General features: G+C 65.0%; 19 protein-coding genes and 1 pseudogene. 12 read left to right on the top strand and 8 right to left on the bottom strand.

What is annotated here, in order from left to right; translation table 11 throughout:
• Positions 1-38: 38 nt before the first annotated feature.
• Positions 39-473: a DUF1841 family protein gene (locus tag JYJ84_RS12870; RefSeq protein WP_122945957.1), complete on the top strand. Its 435-nt coding sequence runs from the start codon at positions 39-41 to the stop codon at positions 471-473.
• Between the two features lie 105 nt (positions 474-578).
• On the opposite strand, the gene JYJ84_RS12865 is transcribed toward JYJ84_RS12870, so the two are convergent.
• Both JYJ84_RS12865 and JYJ84_RS12860 read right to left on the bottom strand, forming a co-directional pair.
• Positions 579-938, bottom strand: coding sequence for a cytochrome c (locus JYJ84_RS12865; RefSeq protein WP_011352792.1), 360 nt, complete (start codon positions 936-938; stop codon positions 579-581).
• Positions 939-977: 39 nt separating this feature from the next.
• Complete coding sequence (locus JYJ84_RS12860) at positions 978-1,337, bottom strand: c-type cytochrome (protein ID WP_043189035.1); 360 nt, start codon at positions 1,335-1,337, stop codon at positions 978-980.
• A 245-nt stretch (positions 1,338-1,582) separates the two neighbouring features.
• On the opposite strand from JYJ84_RS12860, the gene JYJ84_RS12855 reads away from it, so the two are divergent.
• From JYJ84_RS12855 to JYJ84_RS12835, 5 genes are all read left to right on the top strand, one after another.
• The gene (locus JYJ84_RS12855) at positions 1,583-2,425 is read left to right on the top strand and encodes a MoxR family ATPase (protein WP_122945958.1); all 843 of its coding nucleotides are present in this window, start codon (positions 1,583-1,585) and stop codon (positions 2,423-2,425) included.
• 28 nt (positions 2,426-2,453) lie between these two features.
• A complete protein-coding gene (locus tag JYJ84_RS12850; protein WP_122945959.1) occupies positions 2,454-3,629 on the top strand; it encodes a VWA domain-containing protein in 1,176 nt (391 codons plus the stop codon).
• A gap of 55 nt (positions 3,630-3,684) precedes the next feature.
• Positions 3,685-4,896, top strand: a complete 1,212-nt coding sequence (locus JYJ84_RS12845) for a benzoate/H(+) symporter BenE family transporter (protein ID WP_122945960.1) — start codon at positions 3,685-3,687, stop codon at positions 4,894-4,896.
• Positions 4,897-5,065: 169 nt separating this feature from the next.
• Positions 5,066-6,019 carry a transaldolase gene (gene tal, locus JYJ84_RS12840; protein WP_122945961.1) on the top strand — a complete coding sequence of 318 codons (954 nt, stop codon included), beginning with the start codon at positions 5,066-5,068 and terminating at the stop codon, positions 6,017-6,019.
• A 238-nt stretch (positions 6,020-6,257) separates the two neighbouring features.
• Entirely contained in the window at positions 6,258-6,713 is a 456-nt protein-coding gene (locus JYJ84_RS12835) for a VOC family protein (protein WP_122945962.1), read from the top strand.
• 67 nt (positions 6,714-6,780) lie between these two features.
• On the opposite strand, the gene mctP is transcribed toward JYJ84_RS12835, so the two are convergent.
• The 3 genes from mctP to JYJ84_RS12820 form a co-directional block, all read right to left on the bottom strand.
• Positions 6,781-8,331 carry a monocarboxylate uptake permease MctP gene (gene mctP, locus JYJ84_RS12830; protein WP_174955361.1) on the bottom strand — a complete coding sequence of 517 codons (1,551 nt, stop codon included), beginning with the start codon at positions 8,329-8,331 and terminating at the stop codon, positions 6,781-6,783.
• Positions 8,328-8,570 carry a DUF3311 domain-containing protein gene (locus tag JYJ84_RS12825; protein WP_059530978.1) on the bottom strand — a complete coding sequence of 81 codons (243 nt, stop codon included), beginning with the start codon at positions 8,568-8,570 and terminating at the stop codon, positions 8,328-8,330. The genes mctP and JYJ84_RS12825 overlap by 4 nt, the downstream gene beginning before the upstream one ends.
• A 198-nt stretch (positions 8,571-8,768) precedes the next feature.
• On the bottom strand, positions 8,769-9,686 hold the full coding sequence (locus JYJ84_RS12820; protein ID WP_122945964.1) for a spermidine synthase: 918 nt from the start codon (positions 9,684-9,686) through the stop codon (positions 8,769-8,771).
• 377 nt (positions 9,687-10,063) lie between these two features.
• Here JYJ84_RS12820 and JYJ84_RS12815 point away from each other — a divergent pair, with 377 nt between their 5' ends.
• The 4 genes from JYJ84_RS12815 (at position 10,064) to JYJ84_RS12800 (ending at position 12,660) form a co-directional block, all read left to right on the top strand.
• The gene (locus JYJ84_RS12815) at positions 10,064-11,107 is read left to right on the top strand and encodes a hypothetical protein (protein WP_175222857.1); all 1,044 of its coding nucleotides are present in this window, start codon (positions 10,064-10,066) and stop codon (positions 11,105-11,107) included.
• Positions 11,108-11,270: 163 nt separating this feature from the next.
• Entirely contained in the window at positions 11,271-11,525 is a 255-nt protein-coding gene (locus JYJ84_RS12810; protein ID WP_175222858.1) for a hypothetical protein, read from the top strand.
• A gap of 419 nt (positions 11,526-11,944) precedes the next feature.
• Positions 11,945-12,337 carry a type II toxin-antitoxin system RelE/ParE family toxin gene (locus JYJ84_RS12805; RefSeq protein WP_265343099.1) on the top strand — a complete coding sequence of 131 codons (393 nt, stop codon included), beginning with the start codon at positions 11,945-11,947 and terminating at the stop codon, positions 12,335-12,337.
• Positions 12,337-12,660, top strand: coding sequence for a helix-turn-helix domain-containing protein (locus tag JYJ84_RS12800; RefSeq protein WP_175222860.1), 324 nt, complete (start codon positions 12,337-12,339; stop codon positions 12,658-12,660). The genes JYJ84_RS12805 and JYJ84_RS12800 overlap by 1 nt, the downstream gene beginning before the upstream one ends.
• An 86-nt stretch (positions 12,661-12,746) precedes the next feature.
• On the opposite strand, the pseudogene JYJ84_RS12795 reads toward JYJ84_RS12800, so the two are convergent.
• Positions 12,747-12,860: pseudogene (locus JYJ84_RS12795) on the bottom strand (DNA-deoxyinosine glycosylase); the annotation flags it as partial.
• A gap of 274 nt (positions 12,861-13,134) precedes the next feature.
• On the opposite strand from JYJ84_RS12795, the gene JYJ84_RS12790 reads away from it, so the two are divergent.
• Together JYJ84_RS12790 and JYJ84_RS12785 are read left to right on the top strand one after the other, a co-directional pair.
• Positions 13,135-13,911 carry an ABC transporter substrate-binding protein gene (locus JYJ84_RS12790; RefSeq protein ID WP_175222861.1) on the top strand — a complete coding sequence of 259 codons (777 nt, stop codon included), beginning with the start codon at positions 13,135-13,137 and terminating at the stop codon, positions 13,909-13,911.
• Between the two features lie 58 nt (positions 13,912-13,969).
• Positions 13,970-15,085 carry a succinylglutamate desuccinylase/aspartoacylase family protein gene (locus tag JYJ84_RS12785; protein ID WP_175222862.1) on the top strand — a complete coding sequence of 372 codons (1,116 nt, stop codon included), beginning with the start codon at positions 13,970-13,972 and terminating at the stop codon, positions 15,083-15,085.
• Positions 15,086-15,316: 231 nt separating this feature from the next.
• On the opposite strand, the gene JYJ84_RS12780 is transcribed toward JYJ84_RS12785, so the two are convergent.
• Together JYJ84_RS12780 and JYJ84_RS12775 are read right to left on the bottom strand one after the other, a co-directional pair.
• Entirely contained in the window at positions 15,317-15,793 is a 477-nt protein-coding gene (locus JYJ84_RS12780) for a DNA-deoxyinosine glycosylase (RefSeq protein WP_175222863.1), read from the bottom strand.
• A partial coding sequence (locus tag JYJ84_RS12775; protein WP_205189205.1) for a chorismate lyase occupies positions 15,793-16,141 on the bottom strand: 349 nt, incomplete at its 5' end. The genes JYJ84_RS12780 and JYJ84_RS12775, both read right to left, overlap by 1 nt.

Below are 16,141 nucleotides of genomic sequence, written 5' to 3'. Positions count from 1 at the left end.
CGGCATCACGCCGTCCGAATCACGACGTTTTCCCCACCATGTTCAATCCAAGCCGCGACGAAGTGCGTCGCTTTTTCACCGAGACCTGGCGCAAGCAGCGCGCGGGCGAGATCCTGACGCCGCTGGAAGCGATCGCAGCCGACTGGATCGTCGAGCATCCCGAGTACCACGACGAACTCGCCGACGCCGATGGCGCGACCGCGCGCGAGTACACGCCCGAGGAAGGCCGCACGAACCCGTTCCTGCACCTGTCGATGCACCTCGCGATCAGCGAGCAGTTGTCGATCGACCAGCCGCCCGGCATCCGCGCCGCGCACGACAAGCTCGCGGCGAAGCTCGACTCGACCCACGACGCGCAGCACGTGATCATGGAATGCCTCGGCGAGACGATCTGGGAAGCCCAGCGCACGAGCACGCCGCCCGATACCGACGCGTACCTGCAGCGCATCCTGCGCCGCGCATCGCGCGACTGAGCGCCGCGGCCGCGACTCCGGCCCACGGGCGCCGGCGCGCGGACAAAAAAATACCCCGCCTCGGCGGGGTATTTTTGCTGCGCGGGCCGGTCGGGCCCGTCGCGCTTACTTCTTGAACACGAGATCGGTTTCTTTCAGCGACTCGATGTAGGCTGCGATGTCCTTCATGTCGCTGACCGACAGGCTCTGCACCTGTGCCTGCATGATCGCGTTGTTGCGACCGAGCAGCGGATTCGTCAGGCCCATCTGGTACTGGCGCATCGCCCACACCAGGTAGTCGGCATGCTGGCCGGCGAGGCGCGGATATTCGGCGTTGATCGGCTTGTTCATCTGCGCGCCGTGGCAGGCGGCGCAGTTGTGCGATTCGACCAGTTCCTTGCCCTTCGTGGTGTCCGCCGCGTGCGCGGTACCGATCGCGAGGCCGGCCGCCAGTGCAACCGCCGCCGTCTTGAATGCGTTGTTCATGAATGCTCCTGTCCCGCCGGAGAGATCGGCGGCGCGCGCTTACTTGTAGGGGTTGTCCTTCGAGTCGGCCTTCTGGGCGGCGTAGTACGCCGACAGATCCGCGATGTCCTGGTCCGTCAGCGAACCGGCGATCGCATTCATCGACGGGAAGTGACGATCCTTCTTGCGGTAGGCCTTCAGCGCGTTCTCGAGGTATTGCTGGTTCTGGCCGCCGAGGACAGGCACCCGGTAGACCTCCGGGTACGCCGCGCGGTAGTCCTGGATGCCGTGGCAACCGATGCACATGGCGGCCTTGCTCGCCCCGTCCTTCGGGTTGCCGACCACACCGGCCGCCTGCGCGCTGCCCGCGAGCGCCACGAGCGCTGCGACAACGACGTGTTTGCCGACGAATTTGTTCATAGCTCTTGTAACCTAGCTTGAGGGGAAACTGGCGCCAAAGCGGCAACGGCCCGCGCCGTTATGCTTGTCAGGTCGCCACGCAGGCCAAAAAAAACGGCCAGATTGTACCGCGTCGGCGGGGAACGCGTCCATAAGGCGCCCCGCTTCGCCCCGCCGCAGTCCCGCAACGATACGCGGGCGCGGCCCAACCGCACAGCCCTTCTGACTTATACTGGGTTTTTTTCCCGATTGAGAAGAGCGCCGCCATGCGTTTCGAAGGGTCCTCGCACTACGTCGCCACCGACGATCTGAAGCTCGCGGTCAATGCCGCGCTGACGCTGCAACGCCCGCTCCTGATCAAGGGCGAGCCCGGCACCGGCAAGACCATGCTCGCCGAGGAAGTGGCCGCCGCGCTCGACATGCCGCTGCTGCAGTGGCACATCAAGTCGACCACGAAGGCGCAGCAGGGCCTGTACGAATACGACGCCGTGTCGCGGCTGCGCGATTCGCAACTCGGCGACGCGCGCGTGAAGGACATCTCGAACTACATCGTCAAGGGCGTGCTGTGGCAGGCGTTCGATGCCGATCACCCGAGCGTGCTGCTGATCGACGAGATCGACAAGGCCGACATCGAATTCCCGAACGACCTGCTGCGCGAGCTCGACCGGATGGAATTCCACGTGTATGAAACGCGCGAAACGGTGCGCGCGAAGCACCGCCCGCTCGTCATCATCACGTCGAACAACGAGAAGGAGCTGCCCGACGCGTTCCTGCGCCGCTGCTTCTTCCACTACATCCAGTTTCCCGACCCGGCGACGATGCAGAAGATCGTCGCGGTTCATTTCCCTGACATCCGCGAGGAGTTGCTGCGCGCGGCGCTCGAAAGTTTCTTCGAATTGCGCGGCGTATCGGGGCTGAAGAAGAAGCCGTCGACGTCCGAGCTGCTCGACTGGCTGAAGCTGCTGCTCGCCGAGAACATCCCGGCCGACGCGCTGCGCGGCGTGGACGCGAAGCAGATCGTGCCGCCGCTCGCGGGCGCGCTGCTGAAGAACGAGCAGGACCTGAGCCTGCTCGAGCGGCTCGTCTACATGAACCGGCACAACCGGTAACCCTCCCCCCATCCGCGAAGGCCCGGCCATGTTGCTCAATTTCTTCTACGCGCTGCGCGCAGCCAAGCTGCCCGTCTCGGTGAAGGAATACCTGACGCTGCTCGAATCGCTGAAGGCCGGGCTGATCTCGCCGTCGATCGACGCGTTCTACTTCCTCGCGCGGATGACGCTCGTCAAGGACGAGCAGTACTTCGACAAGTTCGACCAGGCGTTCGGCGCGTATTTCCACGGCGTGTCCACGCTGCCGTCCGAAGCGTTCGACATTCCGCTCGACTGGCTCGAAAAGCGCCTCGAGCGCGAGCTGTCGCCGGAGGAGAAGGCGCAGATCGACGCGATGGGCGGGCTCGACAAGCTGATGGAGCGCCTGAAGGAACTGCTCGACGAGCAGAAGGAACGCCACGAAGGCGGCAACAAGTGGATCGGCACCGGCGGCACGTCGCCGTTCGGGCACGGCGGCTACAACCCGGAAGGCGTGCGCATCGGCGGCCCGTCGAACGGCAACCGCACCGCAGTGAAGGTATGGGAAGCGCGCGCGTATCGCGACTACGACGATTCCGTCGAGATCGGCACGCGCAACATCAAGGTCGCGCTGCGACGGCTGCGCCGCTTCGCGCGCGAAGGCGCCGCCGAGGAGCTCGACCTGCCCGGCACGATCCGCAGCACCGCCGCGAACGCGGGCTGGCTCGACCTGCGGATGGTGCCCGAGCGCCACAACAACGTGAAGGTGCTGATGCTGCTCGACGTCGGCGGCTCGATGGACGACCACATCAAGCGCACCGAAGAGCTGTTCTCGGCCGCGAAGGCCGAATTCAAGCACCTGGAATTCTTCTACTTCCACAACTGCGTGTACGACCACCTGTGGAAGAACAACCGCCGCCGCCACTCGGAACGCACCGCGACGTGGGACGTGCTGCACAAGTTCACGCCCGACTACAAGCTGATCTTCGTCGGCGACGCGACGATGAGCCCGTACGAAGTGCTGCAGCCCGGCGGCTCGGTCGAATACAACAACCCGGAAGCCGGCGCCGTTTGGCTGCGCCGCCTCGCCGACCAGTTCCCCCATCATGCATGGCTGAACCCGGAGCCCGAGCGGCTATGGGAATACCGGCAGTCGGTCGCGGTGATCCGCGACCTGCTCGGCCATCGCATGTATCCACTCACGCTCGCGGGCCTCGAAACCGCGATGCGCGCACTCAGCAAGTAACGACACCCACCCAGACACGAAGGCCGCGTCCGAGCGGCCTCCCCCCGGAGATAGCATGAACCCCTCGCCCACCGCGAGCGCCAGCCGCGCCGGCGGCCGCCGCTTTTTTGCCGATACGTCCGTGTCGGCGCTCGTCGCCGGCTTCGTCGCGATGATGACGGGCTACACGAGTTCGCTCGTGCTGATGTTCCAGGCCGGCCGCGCCGCCCACCTCACCGATGCGCAGATCTCGTCGTGGATCTGGGCGCTGTCGATCGGCATGGCGCTGACGACGATCGGCCTGTCGCTGCGCTTTCGCGCACCGGTCGTCGTCGCATGGTCGACGCCCGGCGCCGCGCTGCTGATCGCGTCGCTGCCCGGCGTGCCCTACCCCGAGGCGATCGGTGCATTCGTCGTCTGCGCGGTGCTGCTGACGGCCGTCGGCGTGAGCGGCCTGTTCGACACGCTGATGCGCAAGATTCCGGCCGGCATCGCCGCCGCGCTGCTCGCGGGCATCCTGTTCGAGATCGGCATCGAGATCTTCCGCGCCGCGCAGTTCCAGACCGCGCTCGTACTCGCGATGTTCTTCACGTACCTGATCGTCAAGCGGCTCGCGCCGCGCTACGCGATCGTGACGACGCTGATCGTCGGCACGGCGGTCGCCGGCGGTCTCGGCCTGCTCGACTTCAGCGGCTTTCACATCGCGTTCGCAAAGCCCGTGTTCACGATGCCGGCCTTCTCGATCGCGGCGATCGTCAGCATCGGCATTCCGCTGTTCGTCGTCGCGATGGCGTCGCAGAACGTGCCGGGCATCGCGGTGCTGCGCGCGGACGGCTATCAGACGCCGTCGTCGCCGCTGATCGCGACCACCGGCCTCGCGTCGCTGCTGCTCGCGCCGTTCGGCTCGCATGGCGTGAACCTCGCGGCGATCACGGCCGCGATCTGCACGGGCCCGGAAGCGCACGAGGATCGCGCGAAGCGCTATACGGCCGCCGTGTGGTGCGGCACGTTCTACCTGATCGCGGGGATCTTCGGCGCGACCATCGCCGCGCTGTTCGCGGCGCTGCCGAAAGCGCTCGTCGTGTCGGTCGCCGCGCTCGCGCTGTTCGGCTCGATCATGAGCGGGCTCGCGAACGCGATGCAGGACGTGAAGCAGCGCGAGGCCGCGCTCGTCACGTTCATGGTCACCGCATCGGGCCTCACGCTGCTGTCGATCGGCTCGGCGTTCTGGGGGCTCGTCGCGGGGATCGTCACACAGGTGATCCTGAACGCGCGCCGCCCCGCGTGACGCGGCAGCGGCGCCCGCCGCTGCGGCCATCGGACACGCCAGAACGTGCGCGACACGAATCGGGCCTAGAATAGCGGATCGGAGGCGGCGCCCGGCGCCGCTTCGCTTCGCCGCCGCGCTCGCGCGGCCCGTGAGAACCCGGCGCCTTGCGCCCTTCTTCCGAATCGCCATGACTACCGCACTCGACCAGCTGAAGCAGTACACGACCGTCGTCGCCGACACGGGCGATTTCCAGCAGCTTGCGCAATACCAGCCGCAGGACGCGACCACGAACCCGTCGCTGATCCTGAAGGCCGTCCAGAAGGATGCGTACAAGCCGATCCTCGAGAAAACCGTCCGCGATCATCGCAACGAAAGCACCGATTTCATCATCGACCGCCTGCTGATCGCATTCGGCACCGAGATCCTGAAGCTGATCCCGGGCCGCGTGTCGACCGAGGTCGACGCGCGCCTGTCGTTCGACACGCAACGCTCGATCGACAAGGGTCGCGAGCTCATCAAGCTGTACGAAGCAGCCGGCATCGGCCGCGAACGCATCCTGATCAAGCTCGCGTCGACGTGGGAAGGCATCCGCGCGGCCGAAGTGCTGCAGAAGGAAGGGATCAAGTGCAACATGACCCTGCTTTTCTCGCTCGTGCAGGCCGCCGCGTGCGCGGAAGCCGGCGCGCAGCTGATCTCGCCGTTCGTCGGCCGCATCTACGACTGGTACAAGAAGCAGGCCGGCGCCGCGTGGAATGAAGAGCAGGACGGTGGCGCGAACGATCCGGGCGTGCAGTCGGTGCGCCGCATCTACACGTACTACAAGACGTTCGGCTACAACACCGAAGTGATGGGCGCGAGCTTCCGCACGACCAGCCAGATCACCGAACTCGCCGGCTGCGACCTGCTGACGATCAGTCCCGATTTGCTGCAGAAGCTGCAGGACAGCAACGACACGGTCACGCGCAAGCTGTCGCCGGAAGCGCTGCAGGACAAGCCCGCCGCGCGCGTCGCGATCGACGAGGCAGCGTTCCGCTTCCAGCTGAACGACGACGCGATGGCGACCGAAAAGCTCGCCGAAGGCATCCGCGTATTCGCCGCCGATGCGGTGAAGCTCGAGAAGCTGATCGACTCGCTGCGCTAAGTCGCAGCACGCGTCAGCGGCTGTCAGCAACCCTGACAACAGCCGTCAGCAAGCAGCCGCACACGGCCGCGAACGTCATGTTCGCGGCCGTTTTATTTTTCATTCCATCGTCAAGCACGCGCACTACAATCCACGTCACGGGTGCGCCGGCCGCCTCCCGATGCGCCCTTTCCCAGTCAGTCTTGCACGGTGCCGAACCCGCGCGGATGCGCAGGCCGGCCCATCACAGGAGACAACGATGCAAGTCCAACCGTACCTGACGTTCTACGGTCGCGCCGACGAAGCCCTTCAGTTCTACGAAAAGGCACTCGGCGCGAAGACGATGTTCAAGATGCACTTCAAGGACGCGCCGCCGAATCCCGACTACCCGATGACGCCGGAGATGGGTGACAAGGTGATGCACGCGAGCTTCACCATCGGCGACTCGATGATCATGTGCTCGGACGGCGACTGCAGCCAGCCCGGCGGCGGCATGCACGCCGGCTATTCGCTGTCGCTGAACCCGGCGACGGTCGAAGAGGGCCAGAAGCTGTTCAATGCGCTCGCCGACGGCGGCGAAGTGACGATGCCGTTCGGCAAGACGTTCTGGGCGCTCGGCTTCGGGATGGCGAAGGATCGTTTCGGCGTGCACTGGATGGTCAACGTCGAAGACCTGTCGCAACGCGAGGACCTCGCGAAACGCGCGCAGGGATGACACGAAAGACAAAGCCCGCCACCTTGCCGGTGGCGGGCTTTTTTATTGCGCGGCCGCGCGATCCGCGTCAGCCCTCGACGACGTCGAGATAGTCCTCCGGCCGCGTGCGGTCCTCCGCATGCGCCATGCCCATCACGCGCACCAGCACGCTCACCACCACCGCCACCACCAGGTTCACGACCAGCGACCACACGGCCGCGTAGCCGGGAATCGCGAGACCGAACAGGTGGATCGTGAAGATCGAGCTGGCCAGCTTCAGCGAGATCGCCATCCACGTGCCGCACACGATGCCGGCGGCCCAGCCGGCCAGCAGGCCGCGATGGTCGAGCACGCGCGTATACAGGCCGAGCACGATCGCGGGCAGCGTCTGGATGATCCAGATCCCGCCGAGCAGCTGCAGCTGGATCGCATAGGTCAGCGGCAGCCCGAGGATGAACGCGACCGCGCCGACCTTCACGATCAGCGACACGAGCTTCGCGACGTGCGTCTCCTGCTCGTGTGACATGTTGCGGTTCACGAACTCGCGGTGAATGTTGCGCGTGTACAGGTTCGCTGCCGCGATCGACATGATGGCCGCCGGCACCAGCGCGCCGATGCCGATCGCCGCGAACGCGACGCCGACGAACCACGACGGGAAATACTCGAGGAACAGCGCGGGCACCGCGAAGTTCGGGCCGAATGCCTTGAAGTACGGCGCGTACTGCGGCATGTCCTTCACGCCCGATGCGAGCGCCATGTAGCCGAGCAGCGCGAGCAGGCCGAGCACGAACGAGTACGCGGGCAGCATCGCCATGTTGCGGCGGATCGAGTTGCCGGACGACGACGACAGGATGGCCGTCACCGAGTGCGGATACAGGAACAGCGCCAGCGCGGAGCCGATCGCGAGCGTCGCATACGCGCTGTAGCCGTTCAGGCTCATCGCGTCGGGCGCCTTCAGCAGCAGCTTCGCGGGCGGCACGCTCGCGAAGATGTGCCCGAAGCCGCCGAGCTTCGCCGGGATCACGATGACCGCCGCGGCGATCGTGATGTAGATCAGGATGTCCTTGACGATCGCGATCATCGCCGGCGCGCGCAGCCCCGACGTGTACGTGTACGCGGCGAGGATCGCGAACGCGATGATCAGCGGCAGGTCGCCGACGAAGCCGGTCGTGTCGAAACCTAGCGCGCCGATCACCACTTCGATGCCGACCAGCTGCAACGCGATGTACGGCATCGTCGCGAGGATGCCCGTCACCGCGATCGCGAGCGCGAGCATCCGGCTGCCGTAGCGCGCGTTGACGAAGTCGGCAGCCGTCACGTAGCCGTGCCGCTTCGCGATGCTCCACAGCTTCGGGAACACGACGAATGCGAACGGGTAGATCAGGATCGTATAAGGCAGCGCGAAGAAGCCCATCGCGCCGGCACCGAACACGAGCGCGGGCACCGCGACGAACGTGTAGGCCGTGTAGAGGTCGCCGCCGAGCAGGAACCACGTGACGATCGTGCCGAAGCGGCGTCCGCCGAGGCCCCATTCGTCGAGATGGGCGAGATCGCCGCGCCGCCAGTTCGCGGCCAGGAAACCAATGATCGTGACACCGATGAACAACAGGACGAAGACGAAGGTGGCGCCGAGATTCATCGCGCACCTCCCTGCGGGCCGCTCGCCTTCCACGCGTTCTTGGTCTTGAAATAGACGAACGCGGTGATCACCGCGCTAATGAAGACCCACAGCAGCTGGTACCAGTAGAAGAACGGAAAACCGAACAACTGCGGTTCGATCTTGCTGTACGACGGTACCCACACCATCGCGATCAGCGGCAGGACCAGCAGCCAGAGCCAGCGCTTGGCGGCCCGGTTGGCGTCGGCATCGTGAGCCATGACGTCTCCTCATCTTTCCCGGTTATCGATCTTGTTGAGCGGGTACGGCGCCGAGAGGAGCGCAAAACGGGTAGGCTGCGGCTCCCCTGGCTTCGCGCCAGTATAGGAGCCGCGAGCACGCGGTCAAGCGGGGGCGAACCCGAGGTGATCCGCCCCTTGTCTTGCGGTTGCACCGGCATGCCGCCGGTGCATGAAACGTCAGATCGCGAACGCGGTGTCGCGTGCGCCGGTCGTTTCTTTCAAAGCTTTCACCCACTTGCGTGCGGGCAGCTTCAGCGTGTCCTCGATCAGCTTCGCGCGTGCGTCGAGCTGCGCGAACGACACGTCGAGCGCGGGGCCCGAGAACGCGATCGCGATCCGGTTGCCGTCGTGCACTTCGGGCAGCGCGATCACGCGGTGATCGAACGCCGCGTTCAGGTGCTTCATGTTGCGCACGAAGCTCGGATGATCGCCGAACAGGTTGATCGTCGCGATGCCCGCATCGGCGAGGCAGCCGCGCACCGCGCGGTAGAACGCGACGCTGTCGAGCACGGGGCCGCGCGCGGTCGCGTCGTACAGATCGATCTGGATCGCGCCCGTCGTGCCGCGGTTGGCCGGATCGTTGACGAAATCCCATGCATCGGCTTCGTGCACGGCGAGACGTGCGTCGTCGGGCGGCAGTGCGAACATCGTGCGCGCGGCGACGATCACGGCCGGGTTCAGCTCGACGGCCTCGACCTTCGCGTGCGGCAGGAAGCGGTGCGAGAACTTGGTCAGCGCGCCGGTGCCGAGCCCGAGCTGGACGATCCGCTCGGGCGTTTCGAGGAACAGCAGCCACGCCATCATCTGCTGCGCGTATTCGAGCTCGATATGCAGCGGCTTCGAGATCCGCATCGCGCCCTGCACCCATTCGGTGCCGAAGTGCAGGAAGCGCACGCCGCCCTCTTCCGAGAACGTGACGGGCGCGAAGCGCGGCTTGCGCGGCGCTTCGAGCACGGGCACGTCGTCGTGCTCGTCGATTTCCGGGCGGCGCTTCACGCGCGGCGGCTGGAGTTTGTCGGAGCCGTTGTAGGCGGACGGCTTGCTGCGCTTGGACGCGCGCGCCTCGGCGGACGCGCGCTTGATCAGTCGGGTCATGTGTGAATCTCGCTGGGTGAAGCTGGTTTTAGCGGACGAGAGGATAGCATTGGCGGGGATTCTGCTGCCGGACGGACGTGCCTTCGCCACGTCAACGCTCTTGCCGTCGGGCCACTTCATCGGAATCGCACCGTTCGCTGATGCGAATGCAGGACCTCGCCGCCCGGCCGATTCTTTCGCTCGCAACGTTCGTCGCGCCAGGGCACGGACACGCCTGCGCCGCTCCCGAAATATTCCGTAACCCGCGCGTGCCGGCTGACGCATCAAACAGCTCGCCTGTCGCTCGTCACTGCGCCCGCGGCACGCTATGCTCCGGCGTCGGCCACACGCCGCGACGCTTTAAATCTTACGGAATACAAACAAAAACGAGAGATCGCATGACACAAAAAGAACGCCTGGTGCGCGCCGGCTACGCGGCCGCCTTGACCGGAACCCTGCTGCTTGCCGCATGTGGTGGCGGTGGCGGCGACAGCAACACATCGGGCACGCCCGCCAGCAACCTCAGCGCCACCCAGCAGAATTACGAAAGCTTCGCGCTGGCCGCCAACGGCGGGCTGCACTACCTGCACGCGCAACTGTCGATCTCCACGTCGAGCAGCGGATCGGTGAGCATCGGTCAGGGCAGCTATTTCTATGCGGAAGATCAAAGCCTCGCGCAAAGTCCGTCCGGCGGACCGCAGTTGTTGACGAAAGGCCTGTCGTCGGTCTCTGCGTCGCTGCCCGTGCCGACGCTGGGCGATCAGCGTTATGTCGTCAACGGTGCGGTCGTGACGAGCACGCAGGAACAGGTCAGCTACAGCGGCGCGAACGTCCAGCTCACGGACCTCGCCGCGGACGGCCATACCGCTGCAATGACGATGCTGGGCACGAATTACACGATCGTGCCGCTGTCCGGCACGATCGCCAGCTCGCCAGCCGAACTGTTCGACGACAGCGCGCTCGGCGTCATCACGAACACGATCAACGGTACGTCGCTGTACAACAAGCAGGCGACGTGGCAATCGGGCGCCGCCTACATGAAGGTCACGCGCCAGGTGGTCGGAGACACGGTGCTGACCGGCGACTGCGCCGCACCGCAAACGACCGGCACGACCCCGACGCCGTGCAGCACAACGGCATCGACGCTGGAAGCGTTCTTTCCGTACACGAGCACGGCGGACAACAAGACCTACAACCTGAGCGACGGCCAGATCGTCACGCTCGCGGGCGTCCGTGCATGGGTCGCCAATGCGGCACTCAATGCGCCGACTACCGAGTATCGGGTCTTCTATCAGAACAACGGGCAGATCGACGTCGCGACCGTGATCCGCGACGGCACGACGCTCGCGATCGCGCCCGCCGGCAGCACGACGCCGCAGAACTTCTACATCCTGTTGAACGGCGCGGCGGTCCAGTCCGTGAAGGCCGCGATCACGTTCTGACGCAGCGTCGTATTCCGGGCGCGCGTGCGTCGATGCGAACAGCGGCGGACGATTCGCCGCCGTTCGCATGAAGGGGCGTGGGCATGGCCGCTCGGGCGCCGTACCGGGATCGGATAGCGGCGCACAATACGATCAGGTGCCGGCCCGGCGTGGAGGAAGTCTCATGGAGTCGACCGACAAGAAGATCTGGTTTCCGGCGAAACGCTACGGCTGGGGATGGGGGTTGCCGGTCGCGTGGCAAGGCTGGGTGGTCCTGCTGCTCTTCGTGATCGGGATCGTGGTGGTTGCGACGCACGTGTCGCCCGCCCAATCACCGCTGGCATTCGCGGCCTGCATCGTGGCGCTGGTGGCCGCGCTCGCGGTCGTGTGCTGGCTCAAAGGCGAAAAGCCGAAGTGGCGCTGGGGCAAGGACGAGTAAGCGACGATCCGTTGAATCGTCGGAAACCGTCTTGCCGTTACGGCCCCCTTCTTCAGCAATGACGCATGCGCGCTCAGCGCATCGAAATCGTTCGACTTCGCATGGCGGATCGCCGAATCGAGGCGGCCCTCTCGATGCCACGCAGCTGGCAAGTCCTCGATACCGATACCGCCCTAGCCTGCCATCTGCCGAACGGCCGACTTGTCGCACACCTCGGGCAAATACAAAAATGCGAAGCCATTGCCATGTACCGGGATATCGCATGACATCCTCGCCGTTTGACACCAGCGGAACGCGAAACCGTACCGACACCGCTCGCTAGCTCCCTGCTCTCTGCACGCCACTTCCCGGTCGAACGATTCGGCCAACGAGAGGGGCACTACCGATCGCACGGCCGAACGGCGCGTGCCTGCGCCACCTTGAACGTATACCCAAATAGGTATAAATTTGCCGCCGGATCTCGCTACCCGGCGCTCTACTGGCTCGGTTCAGCACGCAAGGACCTGAAAGCGATGCCCGAAATCGTGCAGGACACCTTCGGCTATGCGCTGTATCTGGCCCGGGCCGGACGAAAGCACGACCAGGCCAAGCCATTGAAAGGATTCGGATCCGCTGGCGTGCTCGAAGTCGTGGAGTCGGAAGACAGCGGCACATACCGCGCCGTGTACACGGTGAAGCTGGGGCATGCGGTCTATGTGCTGCATTGCTTCCAGAAGAAATCGTCCCGTGGCATCGCCACACCGAAGCGTGATATCGATCTGGTTCGCGATCGTCTGAAAGCAGCCGAAGCCCACGCAAAAGGAGCACTGTGATGATCGAGATCGAGCCTGGCAGCGGCAACGTATACGCCGACCTGGGCATGCGTGATGCCGAAGAAATGCGAGTGAAGGCTCAACTCGCCGCCAAGATCGGCGAGATCGTCAAGACGCGGCAATGGACACAGCAACACGCTGCCCGGGTGCTTGGCATGACGCAACCGAAGCTGTCGAACATGCTGCGCGGGCAGTTTCGTGGCGTGAGCGAAGCAAAGATGCTGGAGTGTCTCGCGAAGCTTGGGCGCGATGTGCAGATTGTCGTCGGGCCGGACCGTCATTCGGGCACCGAGGGGCATATCGAAGTTGTATTCGCTGCCTGAAGGCAGCGTCAGGCTCCCCCGTCTCCAAGCAACGACGGCCGGATCTCGAGCGAAACGCGGTATGTCGGTCACGTGCCGATCCGGCGTCACGCCTGCAGTTTCTGCTCGAACGACAGCATCGCATTCGCCGGGCTCGACGAAGGCGGCACGAGCGTGACGTAGCCCGCCGCGCCGATCACCTCTGCAAACCGCCCCGCCGTGTTGTCGCGGGACGTCGAACCTCCGCCATCGAACGCAAGTTGTATAGACAATGATTGCGCCCGACGCTCGTTTCGATTCCTCCGTCGAATATCGCTTCACGCGAAAGGCCCGCCAAATCTGAAGGCGCCTCGCACGTCGTCAGCGAAAACCCCACTTCTGCCAATATCTTCAATTCGTTATCTTGTATATACAACTATGCTGATGAAACAGCCGGGTTGAATGTGCTGCTCCCTACGAGGGCGCACCGACGATCCTATTGGAGATTCCAAGTCGATGAAGAAACTCGCCCTGTGCATCGCGATCCTGGCGGTCGCGACCTCCGCCTCCGCCAAGGAGTGGTCCACTGTCCGGTTCGGGGTCGACGCGAGTTATGCCCCGTTTGAATCGAAGAGCACGGACGGCAAGCTGGCCGGCTTCGACATCGATCTGGGCAACGAGATCTGCAAGCGTCTGAACGCGAAGTGCGTGTGGGTCGAGAGCGCGTTCGACGGCATGATCCCGGCGCTGAAGGCACGGAAGTTCGACGGCGTGCTGTCGTCGATGTCGATGACGCCGCAGCGTGAAGCGCAAATCGCATTTTCGACGAAGCTGTTCCACACGCCGACGCGGCTCGTCGCGAAAAAAGGCGTGAATCTGAAACCAACGGCGGAATCGCTGAAGGGCAAGACGATCGGCGTCGAGCAGGGGACGATCCAGGAGGCGTATGCGAAGGCGAACTGGGCGCCGCTGGGCGTGCAGATCGTGCCGTACCAGGATCAGGACCAGGTGTATGCGGATCTGGTCTCCGGCCGTCTCGATGCGGCGTTGCAGGACGCGGTGCAGGCCGACATGGGCTTCCTGAAGACCGCGCGCGGCGCAGGTTTCGCGTTCACCGGCGGCGACCTGAGCGATCCGAAGGGCGCGCTCGGCAACGGCGCCGCCATCGGCCTGCGCAAGGAAGATACCGACCTGAAGACGAAGATCGACAAGGCCATGGCCGACATGATCAAGGACGGCACGTACAAGAAGATCGAAGCCAAGTACTTCAGCTTCGACGTGTACGGCAGCTGACAGGCAATGGCGCGGGAGCATCCAGCGCCCGTATGGCGTCCTGCACATTCACACCATCATGCAAACACGAACCCATTCGCTGATTTCCCCGTCGCTCGGCACCGAGCGGCAACTGACGAGCTTCCACTACGGTCCGACGGGCGGACAGAAGATCTACATCCAGTCGTCGCTGCATGCCGACGAGCTGCCGGGCATGCTGGTCGCCTGGGAATTGCGCAAACGCCTCGATGCCCTCGAGACGGCGGGCAGGCTGCGCGGCGAAATCGTCATCGTGCCGGTACCCAATCCGATCGGCCTCAACCAGCGGGTGCTCGGCCACATGGTCGGCCGCTTCGAAAGCGGTACCGCGGCGAACTTCAATCGCAACTTCCACAACCTTGCCGAGCTCGTGATGCCGCGCATCGAGCCTCACCTGACCGCCAACGCGCAACAGAACCTGCTCGCCGTGCGCACCGCGATGCGCGAGGCGCTCGACGAGCAAACGCCGGCCACGGAGCTCGAATCGCAGCGCCTCGCGCTGCAGCGCCTGTCATATGACGCCGACGTCGTGCTCGACCTGCACTGCGACTTCGAAGCGGCGATGCATCTGTTCACGAATCCCGACACGTGGGCCGACGTCGAGCCACTCGCGCGTTATCTCGATGCGAAAACGTCGCTGCTCGCGCTCAATTCGATCGGCAATCCGTTCGACGAGATTCACAGCTTCAGTTGGTCCGAGCTGCGTGCCCGTTATGGCGAACGCTATCCGATTCCCCATGGTTCGATCTCGGTGACGATCGAACTGCGCGGCCAGTCGGACGTGAGCTACGCGTTCGCCGAGCATGACGCGAATGCGATCATCGAATACCTGACGTTTCGCGGTGTCATCGACGGCACACCCGCACCGTTGCCGAAACTCGCGTTCGCGGCCACGCCTTTCTCCGGCAGCGAACCGCTCGTCGCACCGATCTCCGGCGTACTCGTGTTCCGCGCGCCGCTCGGTGTGTGGGTCGATCCCGGCGAGGCGATCGCCGACATCGTCGATCCGCTGACCGGTCGCGTCGTCACGATCAAGAACGCCGTCGCCGGCGTACTGTATGCGCGGCAACGCACGCGCTTCGCCACTGCGGGGATGGAGGTCGCGTGTGTCGCGGGAGCCGAGCCTATTCGGAGCGGCTCGCTGCTGCCGAACTAAGCCGGTCGCATGACGCGGCCCGGCGCACCGGCGATGATTGGCCCGCGTCCGAAGTATCGGAAAAACGGCAGAGGCCACTCGATGTCCGTCGCAAACCGGCGTGGCAACTTCGATGACGTACGCGGTTCGGGCCACGCGTACGTCATCGGATGATCGGGACGGTCTTCAAGGTGGCGTCATGGCTCGTCGAGCATGCCGCACCATGTTGCACCACCCGCCATCCGAATCTCGTCAGCCCAGAATGTCCCGCCAGCACGAGAGCTTCTGCTCGAACGACAGCATCGCATTTGCCGGGCTCGACGAAGGCAGCACGAGCGTGTCGTACCCCGCCGCGCCGATCGCCTCTGCAAACCGCCCTGCCGTCTTGCCGTTGAAACACACGCGCTTGAGCAGCGGCGCATGCTCCCTCAATGCATCGAAATCATTCGGCTTCGCATGGCGAATCGCCGAATCGAGGCTGCCCTCGCGATGACACGCGGCCAGCACGTCCCAGATCCCGATCCCGTGCGACAGCACGCGCTCGAGCCGCGCGTCGTACGCAAGCTCGTGCAGCGCGGGCTCGCCGAGCACCGTGCCGAGCAACCGCCAGAACTGGTTGCGCGGATGCGCGTAGTACTGCGCAGCATCGAGCGACGCCTCGCCCGGAAAGCTGCCGAGAATCATCGTATGCGTATGCGCCGCGACGACCGGCGGGAACCCTCGCAGCATCACGCGCCTCCGCCCGGCCCGCCCGAACGCGGCCCGTCGCCGTGCGCATCGAGATGGCGCCACAGCGCCGGCAGCATGCACTCGGTGACCATCAACGGCTTGCCGTGACGCTGGAACACCGAACGCCGCGCGGCGAACGAATGCGGTGCTCGCGCACCGTCAAGCGCATGCGTCGCCAGCGCATACAGCGGATGGCCGGCGATCACGCGCCGGCTGACGAGCGCCGAACGCTCGACTTGCGGATCGCTGTACAGCAGTTCCGCCAGCGGCCGCGTGCGCAGCCGCCGCATGGCCTGCCACACGCCCTTGCTGGCCGCGAGCGGCGCGATGCTGTGCGCGGCGACGTAC

The organism is Burkholderia sp. LMG 13014 (genome assembly GCF_905232215.1).
Lineage (GTDB): Bacteria > Pseudomonadota > Gammaproteobacteria > Burkholderiales > Burkholderiaceae > Burkholderia.
This window is presented reverse-complemented; position numbering and strand designations above follow the sequence as displayed.

Excerpts from the sequence above, each read along its gene's own strand:
- JYJ84_RS12815 (WP_175222857.1), top strand. The coding sequence starts at position 10,064 with ATGACACAAAAAGAACGCCTGGTGCGCGCCGGCTACGCGGCCGCCTTG.
- JYJ84_RS12785 (WP_175222862.1), top strand. The coding sequence starts at position 13,970 with ATGCAAACACGAACCCATTCGCTGATTTCCCCGTCGCTCGGCACCGAG.
- JYJ84_RS12800 (WP_175222860.1), top strand. The coding sequence starts at position 12,337 with ATGATCGAGATCGAGCCTGGCAGCGGCAACGTATACGCCGACCTGGGC.
- JYJ84_RS12855 (WP_122945958.1), top strand. The coding sequence starts at position 1,583 with ATGCGTTTCGAAGGGTCCTCGCACTACGTCGCCACCGACGATCTGAAG.
- mctP (WP_174955361.1), bottom strand. The coding sequence starts at position 8,331 with ATGAATCTCGGCGCCACCTTCGTCTTCGTCCTGTTGTTCATCGGTGTC.
- JYJ84_RS12825 (WP_059530978.1), bottom strand. The coding sequence starts at position 8,570 with ATGGCTCACGATGCCGACGCCAACCGGGCCGCCAAGCGCTGGCTCTGG.
- JYJ84_RS12845 (WP_122945960.1), top strand. The coding sequence starts at position 3,685 with ATGAACCCCTCGCCCACCGCGAGCGCCAGCCGCGCCGGCGGCCGCCGC.
- JYJ84_RS12820 (WP_122945964.1), bottom strand. The coding sequence starts at position 9,686 with ATGACCCGACTGATCAAGCGCGCGTCCGCCGAGGCGCGCGCGTCCAAG.
- tal (WP_122945961.1), top strand. The coding sequence starts at position 5,066 with ATGACTACCGCACTCGACCAGCTGAAGCAGTACACGACCGTCGTCGCC.
- JYJ84_RS12850 (WP_122945959.1), top strand. The coding sequence starts at position 2,454 with ATGTTGCTCAATTTCTTCTACGCGCTGCGCGCAGCCAAGCTGCCCGTC.
- JYJ84_RS12860 (WP_043189035.1), bottom strand. The coding sequence starts at position 1,337 with ATGAACAAATTCGTCGGCAAACACGTCGTTGTCGCAGCGCTCGTGGCG.
- JYJ84_RS12835 (WP_122945962.1), top strand. The coding sequence starts at position 6,258 with ATGCAAGTCCAACCGTACCTGACGTTCTACGGTCGCGCCGACGAAGCC.
- JYJ84_RS12780 (WP_175222863.1), bottom strand. The coding sequence starts at position 15,793 with ATGCTGCGAGGGTTCCCGCCGGTCGTCGCGGCGCATACGCATACGATG.
- JYJ84_RS12870 (WP_122945957.1), top strand. The coding sequence starts at position 39 with ATGTTCAATCCAAGCCGCGACGAAGTGCGTCGCTTTTTCACCGAGACC.
- JYJ84_RS12790 (WP_175222861.1), top strand. The coding sequence starts at position 13,135 with ATGAAGAAACTCGCCCTGTGCATCGCGATCCTGGCGGTCGCGACCTCC.
- JYJ84_RS12810 (WP_175222858.1), top strand. The coding sequence starts at position 11,271 with ATGGAGTCGACCGACAAGAAGATCTGGTTTCCGGCGAAACGCTACGGC.
- JYJ84_RS12865 (WP_011352792.1), bottom strand. The coding sequence starts at position 938 with ATGAACAACGCATTCAAGACGGCGGCGGTTGCACTGGCGGCCGGCCTC.